The sequence below is a fragment of the Kribbella sp. NPDC104218 genome (assembly GCF_055584105.1).
On the sequence record NZ_JBVJMQ010000001.1, the window covers coordinates 971,828 to 986,440 of the forward strand.

Annotated in this window: 14 protein-coding genes; 8 read left to right on the forward strand and 6 right to left on the reverse strand. The window is 70.8% G+C overall.

Annotated elements, in window-relative coordinates:
* Window positions 1-61 precede the first annotated feature (61 nt).
* Window positions 62-1,246 carry an NmrA family NAD(P)-binding protein gene (locus ACZ6ZD_RS04650; protein WP_465668329.1) on the forward strand — a complete coding sequence of 395 codons (1,185 nt, stop codon included), beginning with the start codon at window positions 62-64 and terminating at the stop codon, window positions 1,244-1,246.
* On the opposite strand, the gene ACZ6ZD_RS04655 is transcribed toward ACZ6ZD_RS04650, so the two are convergent.
* The 3 genes from ACZ6ZD_RS04655 to ACZ6ZD_RS04665 are packed head-to-tail and all read right to left on the reverse strand — an operon-like array spanning window position 1,225 to window position 3,483.
* Window positions 1,225-1,968: an NADH-quinone oxidoreductase subunit C gene (locus ACZ6ZD_RS04655; RefSeq protein ID WP_465668331.1), complete on the reverse strand. Its 744-nt coding sequence runs from the start codon at window positions 1,966-1,968 to the stop codon at window positions 1,225-1,227. The two genes, ACZ6ZD_RS04650 and ACZ6ZD_RS04655, sit on opposite strands and share 22 nt — an antisense overlap.
* Entirely contained in the window at window positions 1,965-2,579 is a 615-nt protein-coding gene (locus ACZ6ZD_RS04660; RefSeq protein ID WP_465668333.1) for an NADH-quinone oxidoreductase subunit B, read from the reverse strand. The genes ACZ6ZD_RS04655 and ACZ6ZD_RS04660 overlap by 4 nt, the downstream gene beginning before the upstream one ends.
* Window positions 2,580-2,583: 4 nt before the next feature.
* A complete protein-coding gene (locus ACZ6ZD_RS04665; protein WP_465668335.1) occupies window positions 2,584-3,483 on the reverse strand; it encodes an alpha/beta fold hydrolase in 900 nt (299 codons plus the stop codon).
* 67 nt (window positions 3,484-3,550) lie between these two features.
* On the opposite strand from ACZ6ZD_RS04665, the gene ACZ6ZD_RS04670 reads away from it, so the two are divergent.
* The 5 genes from ACZ6ZD_RS04670 to ACZ6ZD_RS04690 all read left to right on the forward strand — a co-directional run bounded on the left by ACZ6ZD_RS04670 (window position 3,551) and on the right by ACZ6ZD_RS04690 (window position 9,512).
* Entirely contained in the window at window positions 3,551-4,990 is a 1,440-nt protein-coding gene (locus ACZ6ZD_RS04670; RefSeq protein WP_465668337.1) for a purine-cytosine permease family protein, read from the forward strand.
* The gene (locus ACZ6ZD_RS04675) at window positions 4,991-5,683 is read left to right on the forward strand and encodes a GntR family transcriptional regulator (RefSeq protein WP_465668339.1); all 693 of its coding nucleotides are present in this window, start codon (window positions 4,991-4,993) and stop codon (window positions 5,681-5,683) included.
* Window positions 5,684-6,136: 453 nt separating this feature from the next.
* On the forward strand, window positions 6,137-6,268 hold the full coding sequence (locus ACZ6ZD_RS04680; protein ID WP_465668341.1) for a hypothetical protein: 132 nt from the start codon (window positions 6,137-6,139) through the stop codon (window positions 6,266-6,268).
* Between the two features lie 20 nt (window positions 6,269-6,288).
* Complete coding sequence (locus ACZ6ZD_RS04685; RefSeq protein WP_465668343.1) at window positions 6,289-6,447, forward strand: hypothetical protein; 159 nt, start codon at window positions 6,289-6,291, stop codon at window positions 6,445-6,447.
* A gap of 143 nt (window positions 6,448-6,590) precedes the next feature.
* Entirely contained in the window at window positions 6,591-9,512 is a 2,922-nt protein-coding gene (locus ACZ6ZD_RS04690; RefSeq protein ID WP_465668345.1) for a helix-turn-helix transcriptional regulator, read from the forward strand.
* Between the two features lie 199 nt (window positions 9,513-9,711).
* On the opposite strand, the gene ACZ6ZD_RS04695 is transcribed toward ACZ6ZD_RS04690, so the two are convergent.
* The 3 genes from ACZ6ZD_RS04695 to ACZ6ZD_RS04705 form a co-directional block, all read right to left on the reverse strand.
* The gene (locus ACZ6ZD_RS04695) at window positions 9,712-9,912 is read right to left on the reverse strand and encodes a hypothetical protein (protein WP_465668347.1); all 201 of its coding nucleotides are present in this window, start codon (window positions 9,910-9,912) and stop codon (window positions 9,712-9,714) included.
* A 232-nt stretch (window positions 9,913-10,144) separates the two neighbouring features.
* A complete protein-coding gene (locus ACZ6ZD_RS04700) occupies window positions 10,145-10,501 on the reverse strand; it encodes an NADH-quinone oxidoreductase subunit A (RefSeq protein ID WP_465668349.1) in 357 nt (118 codons plus the stop codon).
* Between the two features lie 10 nt (window positions 10,502-10,511).
* Window positions 10,512-11,342 carry a hypothetical protein gene (locus ACZ6ZD_RS04705; protein ID WP_465668351.1) on the reverse strand — a complete coding sequence of 277 codons (831 nt, stop codon included), beginning with the start codon at window positions 11,340-11,342 and terminating at the stop codon, window positions 10,512-10,514.
* Between the two features lie 214 nt (window positions 11,343-11,556).
* On the opposite strand from ACZ6ZD_RS04705, the gene ACZ6ZD_RS04710 reads away from it, so the two are divergent.
* Together ACZ6ZD_RS04710 and ACZ6ZD_RS04715 are read left to right on the forward strand one after the other, a co-directional pair.
* Window positions 11,557-13,521 carry a 2-oxoacid:acceptor oxidoreductase subunit alpha gene (locus tag ACZ6ZD_RS04710; RefSeq protein WP_465668353.1) on the forward strand — a complete coding sequence of 655 codons (1,965 nt, stop codon included), beginning with the start codon at window positions 11,557-11,559 and terminating at the stop codon, window positions 13,519-13,521.
* The gene (locus tag ACZ6ZD_RS04715) at window positions 13,518-14,591 is read left to right on the forward strand and encodes a 2-oxoacid:ferredoxin oxidoreductase subunit beta (RefSeq protein ID WP_465668355.1); all 1,074 of its coding nucleotides are present in this window, start codon (window positions 13,518-13,520) and stop codon (window positions 14,589-14,591) included. Before ACZ6ZD_RS04710 ends, ACZ6ZD_RS04715 begins: the two co-directional genes overlap by 4 nt.
* Window positions 14,592-14,613: the final 22 nt, after the last annotated feature.

Sequence of the window (14,613 nt, forward strand, 5' to 3'; positions counted from 1 at the left end):
CCCGTCACTCTATCGACTCCGGCTTGACCTGAACCGCCGTTGAGGTCGCAAGCTCGACGACATGAGCACAGTTTTAGTCATCGGAGCCACCGGCCGCGTTGGCCGCCATGTCGTCGAGGGTCTGCGTGCGGAGGGCGTCGCCGTCCGCGCGCTCGTCCGGACGCCGGACCTCGCCGGCCTACACCCGGACGTCGAACTCGTCGTCGGCGATCTCTACGACCCGGACGCCGTCCGCCGGGCAGCGGACGGAGCGGATGCGGCGTTTCTGCTGTGGCCGTCGTTCGCAGCGGACGGCGTTGCGGGGGTAGTGCCGCTGCTGCCGCAGCGGGTCGTTTACCTCTCGGCATTGAGCGCCTCGGACGGCGGGGTGTGGGGCGCGGTCGAGGAGGAGCTGCGGACCGCAGGGAAGGCGTGGACCTTCCTGCGGCCAAGTGGGTTCGCCGTCAACGCACAGGCGTGGGCGGCGGAAATCCGTGCGGGCGACGTCGTCCGGCTGCCGTATCCGAAGGCGGCTCGGTCGTTGATCCACGAGCGGGACATCGCGGCGGTCGCCGTACTGGCGTTGCTGGACGACCGTCACATCGGCCAGAGCTACGAGCTGACCGGGCCGGAGACACTCACTCAGGAGGAGCAGGTCGCTGCGATCGCCGACGCCGTCGGCCGGCCGCTGCGCGTCGAGGAGTTGGCCGGTGACGAGGCGCGGCAACAGCTGCTCGATCTGGGTGCCGACACGGCGCTAGCCGACTCATCCGTCGCCTATTGGGCTTCGCTGGTTGACACCCCTGAGCCGGTCACCACCACAGTCGCCGCGCTGACCGGCCGCCCCGCGCTCAGCTTCGCCGAATGGGCGGTTGAGCACGCCGACCGCTTCCGCGTGTTCAGCACGGCTGAGGTGGCGGAACGGTACGTCGCGGCCTTCCGCGCGGGGCGTCTCGATGCCGCCCTCGCTCTGACCACACCGGACCTGACCCGGGTCGCACCGATCGAACCGGGCGGCTCCGAGCTCGTTGGCCACCAGGCCATCCTCGACAACGCCCGTCGGCTGAACGCGCAGCTGGAGTACATCGGCGTCGAGCTACTCGGCCCGTTCGTGCTGGACGACCAGTTCGCCGTCCGCTTCACCTTCGACGAGCGTCACGTCGACACCGGCGTCCGATCGAGCACGACCAAGATCTCGCTCTACACCGTCGTGCACGGCCTGATCACGCACGAGCAGGTCTTCTACTACTCGCTGCCGCCGGCCTGATCGCGCGGCTCAGCCTCGGGCGGTGGCTCCGTGGGCGCGCTGGCCTGGCGACGGGCGCGGCGTTCGCCTGGGGGGCCGCCGGCCCGGCGGGGGCGGGCTGGTGTGGCGGCAGCTTGGGCGGGGGCCAGCGGGTCTGGGTCGGGCGTCCCGGGCGGGCGGGGGCCCCAGGTTTCGGGGTCCGGGACGCCGGGCGGCAGCGTGCGGCGGCGGCTGGGAGCGCCGCCGGCAGGAGCGTGGTCGGACTCGCCGGGCTCCTTGGCGCCGGGCCAGGGCTTCGCGACGCGGGACGCGAGCACGAACTCCTTGCGCAGCGGGTTGCCCTCGAACCCGTCGGGCAGCAGCAGCGGGACGAGGTTCGGGTGGCCCTCGAAGGTGATGCCGAACATCTCGAAGGTCTCGCGCTCGTGCCAGTTGGCCCCGGCGTACAGGTCGGAGAGCGTGCCGAGCGTCGGCTGGTCGCGCGGGATGAGCGTGCGGACGAGCAGATGCTCGACATGCGCGCCGCCCCAGAAGTCCGCCAGGTGGGAGACGATCCGGAACCCGTCGGTGAGCTCGTCGGAGGCCGACAGGAAGTCGAAGAAGGTGAGGCCGACGGCGTCCCGCAGGACTTCGTGCGCCGCCACCCAGGCCGTCGCCGGGACATCGATCGCGGCCGGGCCGAAGCTGTCCGCCGCGGTCGCCTCGATCCCCGCGCCGGCCAGCGCCTCCAGCGCGTCGCTCATGCCTCGGCCCCCTGGTCACCGGAGGAGCCGGCGGGGGCGCTCGGCGGACGGACGAGCTCGCGGGTGAGGGCGGCCGGGCTCGGATCGTCGTAGCGGTCGGTGAGCTTCTCGCCGGCGATCTTCTCCTGGAGTTTGAGGATGCCCTGGAGGAGCGCTTCGGGCCGCGGCGGGCAGCCGGGGACGTAGACGTCGACCGGGATGATCTGGTCGACGCCCTTGGTGACGCAGTACGAGTCCCAGTACGGGCCGCCGGAGTTGGAGCAGGAGCCGAAGGAGATCACGTACTTGGGCTCGGGCATCTGGTCGTAGAGCCGCTTGATGGCGGGGGCCATCTTGTCGGTGACCGTGCCGGAGACGACCATCAGGTCGGCCTGCCGCGGGCCGGGGGCGAACGGGATGACGCCGAGCCGGATGAAGTCGTGCCGGCCCATCGAGGCCGCGATGAACTCGATCGCGCAGCAGGCCAGGCCGAAGTTGAACACCCAGAGCGAGTACTTGCGGCCCCAGTTCAGCAGGTAGCGGACCGGCTGCGGCGCGAGCTTGGCCAGCGCGCCGACCGCCGGGCGCACGGCCGGCATCGGCAGGTCGGTCGCTGGCGTGGGCTCGGGCATGAGGTCAGCCTAGTCCGGCGATCTCCTCGGCGAAGATTTCCGGGTATTCGAGGGGCCCGTAGTGTCCGACGCCGTCCACGAGTCGGAGGCGGACGTCGCTGAAGAAGTCGTCGAGGCGGTCGGACCAGGCGCGTGGGAAGAGCGGGTCGAACTCCGGCCAGAGGACGACGGTGGGCACGTTGATCCGGTCGTACGACGCGGGCGCGGTTTCGGCTGCGGAGACGGCGACTGCGCCGGCGCCGCCGCGGTACCAGTTGAGCGACGCGGTGAACGCGCCCGGTCGCGAGTAGACCTCGACGAGATGGTCGAGCTCCGGTACGAACCCCGGCCCGGACCAGTGCTGCCAGAAGTGGTTCAAGTACGTGCGGACGGCGTCCGGCTTCCCGTCGATCAGCTCCTCGATCAGCGGCAGCCGGTGGAACGACTGGTACCAGAACTCGCGTTGCGCCTGCTCCGAGAACACTCGCTTCCCGATCCCGGGCAGCGGTGGCGCCACCACCAGACCGTCGATCAGCTCGGGGTGCGTGCGCGCGATGTGCTGCGCCACTCGGCTCCCCACGTCGTACCCCGCCAGCACGGGACGATCGAGACCCAGCTCCTCGATCAGCCCGATCACGCTCCGGGCTTGGCCGGCGGCGCCGAACTGCTGTGGATCAAAGGAGGGAGGAGACGCACCAGGGCCGCCCGGGGGCGTGTGGTCGCCGCCGGGAGCGGGGGTGTGGGAGGCGCCGAAGCCGCGGAGGTCGGGGGTTACGACGTCGTGGGCTCGGTTGGCGAGGAGGGGGGCGAGGAGGCGGTGGTCGGTGCGGTCGCCGGGCCAGCCGTGGAGGAGGACCACCGGAGGGCCGTCGCCGCCGGTGCGGTCGTAGTGGAGTTCGAATCCGTCGACGGGCGCGCTTCGCATGGGGGTCATTGTGATCTACCGTGATTGAACAGGACTGAACAGGTTCATTTCGGGGTGGGGAGACGCGATGAGTGAGCAGGTCGAGAGCCGCGGGTTCGCCGTCGAGAGCAACGGGCTGAACGTGATCGCGGACGCCGATCGGAAGGGGCGGCCGAGTCAGCTGTTCTGGCCGTGGTTCGGGGCGAACGTGTCGGTGCTGGGGCTGAGCTACGGCGCGTTCGCGCTCGGGTTCGGGATCTCGTTCTGGCAGGCGGTCGTGGCCGGGGTGATCGGGATCGTGTTCTCGTTCCTGCTCTGCGGGCTGATCTCGCTCGCGGGTAAGCGCGGCTCGGCGCCGACGCTGGTGCTCAGCCGGGCGGCGTTCGGCGTCCGGGGCAACAAGCTGCCCTCGCTGGTGGCGTGGTTGCTGACGGTCGGCTGGGAGACCGTGCTGACGATTCTCGCGACGCTCGCCACCGCGACGGTCTTCGAGCGCCTCGGCTGGGGCGGCGGGGCGATCACGAAGGTGGTCGCGCTCCTGGTGGTCGGCGTCCTGATCGTCGCCTGCGGAGTGCTCGGCTTCGACCTGATCATGCGCGCGCAGACGGTCATCACGGTGATCACCGGCGTCCTGACGGTCGTCTACATCGCCCTGGTCGCGGAGAAGATCCACTGGAACATGGTGGCGACGCTCCCGAGCGGCTCGACCCAGCAGGTGATCGGCGCGCTCGTCTTCCTGATGACCGGCTTCGGCCTCGGCTGGGTGAACGCGGCCGCCGACTACTCCCGCTACCTGCCGCGCCGCTCGTCCAGCCGCGGCGTGGTCGGCTGGACGACGTTCGGCGGCTCGGTCGCGCCGATCGTGCTGCTGCTGTTCGGTCTGCTGCTGGCCGGCTCGTCGGCCGATCTGAGCGACGCGATCGCGGGCGATCCGATCGGTGCGCTGGCGGCCGCGCTGCCGACCTGGTTCCTGGTGCCGTTCGTGATCGTCGCCGTGCTCGGGCTGGTCGGCGGCGCCGTCCTCGACATCTACTCGTCCGGCCTCGCGCTGCTGTCGATCGGCCTGCCGGCGCCGCGGTACGTGGCCGCGTTCGTCGACGGGCTGGTGATGATCGCGGGCACGATCTACGTGGTGTTCTTCGGCGACGAGTTCCTCGGCGAGTTCCAGGGCTTCCTGATCACGCTCGGCGTCCCGATCGCGGCCTGGTGCGGGATCATGCTGGCCGATATCGCGGCCCGGCGGCGCGACTACGCGGACGCCGACCTGTTCGACCCGCGCGGCCGGTACGGCGACGTCCGGTGGCTGCCGGTCGGGACGATGATCGTTGCCACCGGCATCGGTTGGGGGCTGGTCACCAACTCGGCGGCGTCCTGGCTGACTTGGCAGGGCTATCTGCTCGGGCCGCTCGGCGGCAAGGAGGGCCCGTGGGCGTACGCGAACCTCGGCGTCCTGTTCGCGCTGGTGCTCGGGTTCGTCGTCCAGCTCGTCGCGGGCGCGTCCGCCGTCCGCCGGCAGGAAGCTCTCTAGGTGCCGGAAGGGCTGAAGCACGAGCGGGTCGCCGCCGTCCTGGATCGGGAGTTGCGGGCCGGTCTGGTCCGGCGGGGCGCGCGACTGCCGGGTGAGGTCGAGCTGGCGCGCCGCTTCGGCGTCAGCCGGAACACGATCCGCGCGGCGCTCGCGATCCTCGCGCGGGATGGGCTGATCAGCACCCGCAGCGGGAAGGGATCGTTCGCGGCGTTCGACGGGCGGCCGCTCGACGGTCGCCTCGGCTGGACGCACGCGCCCGCCGACCCCGAGCTGGACGTCGAGGCGCAGACGATCCGGATCGCGCACGAGCGGACGTCGCATCGCGCGCTCCGCACCGAGAAGCTGATCGTGATCGAGCGGCTCCAGCTGGTCGGCGACACCCCGATCGCCTGGGAGCGCAGCTGGGTGCCCGCCCTCGAGCCGCTCCGCGACCTCCCCCGCAAAGGTCTCGTCGACGACTCCATCGCCGTCACCCTCACCCGCGCCGGCCTGCACCCCGACCACTGCAACCAACGCCTCACCACCCGCCCCCTCACCCCCGCCGAGGCCGCCAAACTCGACCGCGCCCCCGGCGTCCTCTTCCTGCACACCGAGCGCACCAGCTGGACCGCCGACGACCGCTTCGCCGAGCATGCCGAATGCCTCCTCGACCCCACCTACTACCAGCTCACCCTGGACTACGGCACCGCCTAAGGACGCCGTCGGGCGTCGCCTAGGGAGATGTGCTGATGTGGGGGTTCGCCTCAGGAGCGCACGGTTGGGACATCGACCAGCTCTTCGGAGGAGCGATGTATCCGTTCAGCAGTGAATTGGTGATGGCTGAGGCTCGGTACCGGCAGGAGAAGTTGCGGCAGGAGTTTCAGCGGCCTTCCCGGTTCCGGCGGAAGGCGAAGGCGCGGCAGCCGGAGGTTTGCGCTCCGGAGTTACGCGCTCGTCCGGCGATGTGATCCCGAACAGTTCTCGTAGTACCGGCGCGGCCGGCTCCAGCACAGGAGCCGGCCGCGCAGTCGTTGGTAGGGGCCTTAGGAGGGCCCTAAGGAGACCTGGGGTGGCGGATAGGGAGGAGTTCGGATGTGCGGGTCCACCTCAGACGAGCAGATTTACACCTGTCGGCAAGGAGCCGGCACCGCGAAAACGGAGGAACACATGTTCAGCGACACCGCATCGGTCCAGGCCGAGATCGCCTACCGCAAGGAGCGCCTCGCCCGGGACTTCCGGACGCACCGGACGACCAACGGCCGGCGCAGCCTCACCCACCTGTTCAGCCGGAAAGCCTGAGAGGAGATAACCACATGTTCATGACTCAGCAGACCATTCAGGCCGAGACCGCCTGGCGCCGCGAGCGGACCACGCGTCTGTTCCGGCAGACCGCCCGCCGGGTGCGGACCGAGGAGCAGGCCGCGAAGCCGGCTCCCCGGCACGCACGCCGCGCTCTGCGACCCACCACGGTCGCGTGATCACGATGCCGGCCGCCCGGATTCAAGCGGCCACCGCCGGCGCCGTCCCCGATCGGAACAGTCCGATCCGGGACGGCGTTCTGGTTGCCGGTGGCGACCATCGGACGGGCTGCCGTCGATTTGTGTCGGCTCCAGGGGCGAAGATGGACAACGTGCCTTGGACCTCGACACCTCTCGTCGGCCGCTCGACCGAGATGGCCACCCTGATCAGCGCCGTCGACGACGCGAAAACGCGGCGGGCCGGCGCCGTCCTGCTGTCCGGGGACGCCGGGGTCGGCAAGACCCGCCTGCTCGACGAGGTCGCGACCGGGGCCCATGAGCGCGGCTTCGGCGTCCTGGTCGGGCACTGCACCGACTTCGGGGACGCCGGCCTGCCGTACCTGGCCTTCTCGGAGATCTTCGGCCGGCTGGCCGGCGACCGGCCGGAGCTGGTCGAGAGCGTCCTGAAGAACTTCCCCGCGATCGGCCGGCTGCTGCCGACGCACCGGCTGATCGGCGCGCAGCCCGTCGCCCAGGAGGGCCAGCTCGACCGGGCCGCGCTGTTCGACGCCGTCCTCGGCGCGTTCACCGCGCTGAGCGCCAGCGAGCCGCTCGTCGTGATCGTCGAGGACGCCCACTGGGCCGACGACTCGACCCGGGACCTGATCGGTTTCCTGATCACCCGCCTGACCTCGCAGCGGCTCGCGCTGATCGTCTCCTACCGCAGCGACGACCTGCACCGCCGGCATCCGCTCCGCCGTCCGATCGCCGAGTGGTCCCGCAATCCGCGCGTCCGCCGGGTCAACCTCCTCCCGCTGGACGCCGCCGAGTCTCGCTCGCTGCTCGACTCGCTGGTGACCGAGCCGCTGCCGGAGACCGAAGTACGCCGGATCCTGGAGCGCGCCGGCGGGAACGCGTTCTTCACCGAGGAGCTGGTCGCGGCCGCGTCGATGGGCGACGGCGAGGCCGTCCCGCCGGATCTGGCCGATCTGCTGCTCGTCCGCCTCGACCCGCTGTCGGACGACGCCCGCCAGGTCGCGCGGGTGATCGCCGTCGCCGGGCGCCGCGTCCCGCACACCCTGCTCACGACGGTCGCGGGCCTGCCCGACCGCCAGCTCGACCAGGCGCTGCGCGAGCTGATCGACGCGCACATCATCGACGTCCCCGGGAACGCCAGCTACTACTTCCGGCACGCCCTGCTCGCCGAGGCCGTGTACGACGACCTCCTGCCCGGTGAGCGCGTCCGGCAGCATGCGGCGTACGTCCAGGCGTTGAAGGACCAGACCGTCGCGGGGACGGCGGCCGAGCTCGCCGGTCACGCGACCCGCTCTCACGACCTGGCGACCGCTTTCGAGGCGCGCGTCCGGGCCGGTCAGGAGGCGCTCACCGTCGCCGCGCCGCAGGAGGGGCTCAAGCACTACGAGATGGCGCTCGAGCTCTTCCCGAACGCAGCCCCCGACAACACGATCGACAAGACCTGGCTGATCGCCGAGACGGCGCTCGCTGCGACGCTGTCCTCGCAGCACCTGCGCGGCGTCAAGCTGCTCCGCAAGGCGCTCGCCGACCTGCCGCCGGACGCGCCGAAGCTGCAGCGCGCCCAGCTGCTGCTGCCGCTCGCGGACATCGCGCTGATCATCGACCAGGACCAAGAGGCCAACGAGGCCGCGACCCAGGCGCTCAAGCAGGTCGCCGACGAGCCGTCGACCCCGTTCAAGGCCCAGATCGCCTCGCTGTACGCGCGGGTCTCGGCCGGGCTCGGCCGCTCGATGGAGGCCGAGCGCTGGGCGCACAAGGCGCTCGAGATCGCCCGCGAGGCCGGTGAGGAGTCCGCCGCCGAGGACGCCGGGATCACGCTCGCCCAGCTGCGCCGCCGCGCCGGCGACCCCGCGACCGCGACCCGCCAGATGGAGGAGGCCGCCGTCCGGGCCCAGCTGGCCGGGGACGCCGCGGCCGAGGTGCGCAGCCGGTTCCTGCTCGGCTCGATCCAGTACGAGGAGGGCGACCTCCAGGCCGCCGAGGCGACGTTCGCCGTCACCTGTCTGCGTGCCGGTGAGCTGGGCCGCCAGTGGGCGGCGTACGGGTTCGACGCGCGGCGGATGCTGGCGCTGACCCAGTTCACCCTCGGCGACTGGGACGCCGTCACCGCGACCACCCGGACCGATTCCGGTACGCCGGGCGCGTCCGCGGCCGCATTGCGCGCGGTCGAGGCCAACGTGCGGGGAGCGCGCGGTGACACCACGGTCGCCGAAGAGCTGGTGATGCTGCGCAAGTGGTGGGATCTGGATGTGCTGGTCCCGGTCATCGGTCTGCAGCCGGCCGTCGAGGCGTACCTGGAGCTGGAGCGGATCCCCGACGCGGAGAAGCTGCTCAGGGACGTCACCGCCCTGTGCGCGGATATCTTTCAAACCGATCTGTTCACCGGCCGGGTCCGGTTCTCGACGCTCGGTCTGCAGGTGCTCTGCCACCGCGCGGTCGGCGAGCCGTCGGCCGCGAAGGAGCTGGTCCAGCGCGGCGCCGAGCTGGTCGCGATCGGGCAGGAGACCGCGGAGAAGGGCCTACCGCCGGGCCGACTGCTCGGTGTCGAGGGCCTGGCCTGGCTGTCGCGGCTCGAGGCCGAGTGGGAGCGGCTGCGCTGGCTGACCGGCATCGACCCGCCGTCCCCGGAGGAGCATGTCGCCGTCTGGCGGCGGACGGCGGAGGCGTTCGGCGGCTACGGCTACGTGTACGAGGAGGCGTGGTCGCGAGCCCGCCTGTCCGACGCGTTCCGCGCGGCCGGTCGCGTTGCCGAGGCCAACGAGCAGACGACGCTGGCCGCGGAGACCGCGCGGGCCCTGGGCGCGAAGTCGTTGCTCGCGGCGCTCGGCGGCGCTGACGGACCGGGGGCCGGCGGCAACGCGCTGACCGCGCGCGAGACCGAGGTACTCAAGCTGCTCGCCGAAGGCCGGACGAACCGGCAGCTGGCCCGTGAGCTGTACATCAGCGAGAAGACGGTCAGCGTGCATGTGTCGAACATCCTCGGCAAGCTCGGCGTCCGCTCCCGCACGGAGGCGGCCGCGGTGGCCCGGCGCGACGGTCTGCTGGACTAAACGACTGACCCAGCACGGGCTGTTGCCCGACACAAGCGACTGACCCAGCACAGGCTGTTGCCGCATCGAACGACTGACCCACGACAGACAGTGCACCGCTCACGAGCGGCGCTGTGCGGGCCACCGATCGTGAGCGGTGCTGGGCGGAGCCCGGGTGGGGACCGGGCATTCCACGTCCTGGCGCGGGCGCCAGGGCTGATCAGCCGTGCCTTCGGTGCCGCCCGGGCTCGGGCGGGACGCGAGTGGCCCGGCGCGGCGCCAGCTCGTCGTCAGGGGCCGCCGGGCGATCGATCCGGGTGATGTCGTCGAAGACGTGCTGCGCGTGCCGGACGCGGGTCAGCAGATAGGTCAGGAGGGCAGCCGCGAGGACTCCGATTGCTACCCAGAGTTGCCAATTCATGGCCTCACCGCCCTGTACGTGTCCCGTACCGCCGCGTAATCACGATAACCGCGAATCGAGCCGTTGGCGACAGCGCGGACGCAGTCCGTTAGCGGTATACCCGATTGTTGCCCAACGCAATTACTTACGGTGATCGGGCAACCACCGGAACGCGACCGGAAGCTGACGATCCGTCACCTCTTGCCTTACGAGACCCAACCGATCCTCAATACGCAGCGCGACCGGATTCGGTTCAGGTCCAGCGCAGGACGCCCTTGCGGTAGGCGTAGAGCAGCCCGACCGCGACGAAGGCGAGGAAGACGAACATCTCGATCAGCGTGGCGACGCCGAGGGCGGCGAACACCGTTGCCCACGGGAACAGGTAGACGGCGTCCACGGCGAAGATGACGTAGAGGTAGGCGAACAGGTAGTACCGGATGTGGACCTGCGCCCAGCCCTCGCCGACCGGGTCGACGCCGGACTCGTACGTCGTCAGCTTGCCCTCGGTCGGGTAGGTGACGGTCAGGGCCTTGTTGAGCGCGAACGCGCCGATCAGGCCGACGAGGCCGAGCGCCACCACCGCTGCGATGACGCCATAGCTCTCGGACACGTGCGACAGCCTAGTTGGTGCAGAGCAGGTAGGAGTCGACCGAGATGTAAGGGCCGTAGCCGGAGGAGACGTCGGTGACCTGCATCCGCAGTCGGGTGACGCCGAGGATCTTGGCCGCGAAGTCCGGCTTCTCGGTCTCCATCTTCATCCGGACCGAGGCGATCGCCTTGGCCCGCGGCCCGTTGTGCACCGAGGTGCGGGCGTCGCCGTCGGTCAGGTTGCCCAGCCAGGACTTGAAGTGGCTGCAGCCGGTCGAGTCGACCTCGCCCCAGACGAAGCCGCCCTTGTCGGCGAGGAAGTCCGCCTCGGAGCGCCGGGGGCCCTCGTTCGGCGGGATGACGGTGAGCTGCGGGTTGGCCTTGCCGCCGGAGGCGAGGACGCCGCGCTTGAACAGCCCGCGCCAGACGTAGTGGTGGAACGTCACGACCGAGGACGTCGCCGCCGGGTACGGCGCCTGGGCGTAGACGGCGAGCCGGTAGTCGCGGACCGATCCGGGCTGCTTGACCGTGACGACGACCGTCGTCCCCTTCGAGAGGCCGTAGCCGATCTCCTGCCACTTCTTGGTCGCCGGGTTCAGCTGGTGCAGCCGGATCCGGGTGCCCTCGGCGGGCGCCGGGACGACCGAGCCGTGCACCGTGATCACGCCGGTGGTCGCGTTACTGGTCTTGATCCCGGTGATCTTCGCGCTCCGGGCCGCGGCGGCCGAGGCCGGCTGGACGACGGACGCCGTACCGGCCGATCGGTCCATGCCGATGGCGGCGTCCGCGGGGGCGATCGGGGCCGCGCAGGCGGTCAGGACGAGCGAGAGGCCGGTGAGCGCGACCACGAGACGGCGAACCATGGAGGACACCCTGCCCCGTCGCCGTCCGCCTCCGCAAGCGAGCGGCTGCTCAGGGTGACGGGCCGGGTGCACAGATCCCGGGTTCCCGGGCGCTCGTCCCAGGCTGTGGACGGCACGGCCGCCCCGTGTTTCCGGGCCGAAGGCGAACTAATATTGGGGTTACCGCCCTGCCCTGGGGGGACCGGTTCGCGCCGGCCCAAGCGCCGACTTGGAGATGACGAGAACAGTGACCATCGAGGTCAAGCAGCTCGACCGCGTCGTGATCCGCTTCGCCGGCGACTCCGGCGACGGGATGCAGCTCACGGGGGACAGGTTCACAGCGGAAACGGCGTCGTTCGGCAACGATCTGTCGACGTTGCCCAACTTCCCCGCGGAGATCCGGGCGCCAGCCGGGACGCTGCCGGGGGTCTCGTCCTTCCAGCTGCACTTCGCCGATCACGACATCCTGACGCCGGGGGACGCGCCCGACGTCCTGATCGCGATGAACCCGGCCGCGCTCAAGGCCAACCTCAAGGACGTCCCGCGCGGCGCCACCGTGATCGTCGACACCGCCGATTTCACCGCCCGGAACCTGAAGCGGATCGGTTACGACGAGAACCCGCTGGAGACCGGTGAGCTCGAGGCGTACCACGTCGTCGCGCTGAACCTGACCGGGATGACGGTGGAGTCGGTCAAGGAGTTCGGGCTGTCCCGCAAGGACGCCTCCCGGGCGAAGAACATGTACGCGCTCGGCCTGGTGTCCTGGTTGTTCCAGCGGCCGGTCGAGTCGACGATCACGTTCCTGGAGACGAAGTTCGCGGGGAAGCCCGAGATCCGGGACGCGAATATCGCCGCCTTCCGGGCCGGGTTCAACTTCGGTGAGACGGCCGAGGAGTTCGCCGTCCGGTACGAGGTGAAACCGGCCAAGATGGCGACCGGGACGTACCGCAACATCTCCGGCAACCTCGCGCTGGCGTACGGCCTGGTGGCGGGCGCGCAGCGGGCCGGGTTGCCGATGGTGCTCGGCGCGTACCCGATCACGCCGGCGTCCGACGTCCTGCACGAGCTGTCCAAGCTGAAGCGGTTCGACGTCACGACGATCCAGGCCGAGGACGAGATCGCCGGCGTCGGCGCGGCCCTCGGCGCTTCGTTCGCGGGCGCGCTCGGCGTGACGACGTCGTCCGGGCCGGGGATCAGCCTGAAGTCGGAGACGATCGGGCTCGGCGTGATGCTCGAGCTGCCGCTGGTGGTCTGCGACATCCAGCGCGCCGGTCCGTCGACCGGGATGCCGACCAAGACCGAGCAGGCCGACCTGCTGCAGGTGATGTTCGGCCGCAACGGCGAGGCGCCGCTGCCGGTGCTCGCGGCGCAGTCCCCCGCGGACTGTTTCGCGATCGCCGTCGAGGCGACCCGGATCGCCGTCACCTACCGGACGCCGGTGATCGTGCTGTCCGACGGCTACCTGGCCAACGGGTCCGAGCCGTGGCAGATCCCGGACGTCGGGACGCTGCCGGTGATCGAACCGAACTTCACCGTCGAGCCGAACGCGACCGGCGCCGACGGCAAGCCGCTCTACCTGCCCTACCTGCGCGACCCGGAGACGCTGGCGCGCGCGTGGGCGATCCCCGGGACGCCGGGGCTGGACCACCGGATCGGCGGGCTGGAGAAGGAGGACAAGACCGGCAACATCTCCTACGACCCGGCCAACCACGACCTGATGATCCGGACCAGGCAGGCCAAGGTCGACGGGATCGCCCGCTCGATCGCGCCGCTGCACGTCGACGACCCGGACGGGACGGCGAAGGTGCTCGTCCTCGGCTGGGGTTCGACGTACGGGCCGATCGGGGCCGGCGTCCGCCGCGTCCGGGCGGTCGGCGGGAAGGTCGCGCAGGCGCACCTGCGGCACCTGAACCCGTTCCCGGCGAACCTCGGCGACGTGCTGCGCAGTTACGACAAGGTGCTGGTCCCGGAGATGAACCTGGGGCAGCTGGCGATGCTGCTGCGGTCGAAGTACCTGATCGACGTCGTCTCGTACGCGCAGGTCCGCGGGATGCCGCTCGGCGCGGCCGAGCTGGCCGAGGTGATCGGCAACCTGGTCGAGGAGACCGAGGGGATCGACGACGACGCCCGCCAGCTCGGGACGGCGGCGGCACAGCTGACGCACTGGGACCACCAGGCGCAGACGGAGGGAGCACGATGAGCACCGTTGATCTGGGGCTGCCGGCCGGTCTGCGCGGAGTACCGGTCGCGGACGCGCCGCAGAACCGCAAGGAGTACGTGTCGGACCAGGAGGTCCGCTGGTGCCCGGGGTGCGGGGACTACGCCGTCCTGGCCGCGTTCCAGGGGTTCCTGCCGGAGCTGGGGATCAAGCGCGAGAACGTCGCGATGGTGTCCGGGATCGGCTGCTCGTCCCGGTTCCCGTACTACCTGTCGACGTACGGGATGCACTCGATCCACGGGCGGGCGCCGGCGATCGCGACCGGGCTCGCGGTGGCGCGGCCCGACCTGAGCGTCTGGGTGGTGACCGGGGACGGCGACGCGCTGTCGATCGGCGGCAACCACCTGATCCACACCCTCCGGCGGAACGTGAACCTGAAGATCCTGCTCTTCAACAACCGGATCTACGGCCTGACCAAGGGCCAGTACTCACCGACGTCCGAGCCGGGCAAGGTGACCAAGTCGACCCCGATGGGCTCGGTGGACACGCCGTTCAACCCGGTCTCGCTGGCCCTCGGCGCGGAGGCCACCTTCGTCGCCCGCACGGTCGACTCCGACCGCAAGCACTTGACCGCGGTCCTGAAGGCCGCCGCCGAACACCGCGGCACCTCGTTCGTCGAGATCTACCAGAACTGCCCGATCTTCAACGACAACGCCTTCGACGCCTTCAAGAACCCCGAGACCCGCGACGACGCGATCATCCCGCTGCGCCACGGCGAGCCGATCCGGTTCGGCGTCGACGGCCGCCTCGGCGTCGTCCGCGACGGCTTCGCCTCCCTCGCCGTCCGCGAGGTCGCCGACCTCCCCGGCGGTGAGTCCGACCTCGTCGTCCACGACGCCCACACCGACGACCCCGCCTACGCCTTCGCCCTCTCCCGCCTCACCGACGCCGGCATCCTGCACCAGGCCCCCATCGGCATCTTCCGCCAAGTAGAACGCCCCGCCTACGACGACCTGGTCCGCCAGCAAATCACCACCGCCCAAGAAACCCAGGGCCCCGGCGACCTCCAGTCCCTCATCACCGGCTCCGACACCTGGACCGTCGAAGCCTGACCCCCGGCAGGTCGCCGTCCGA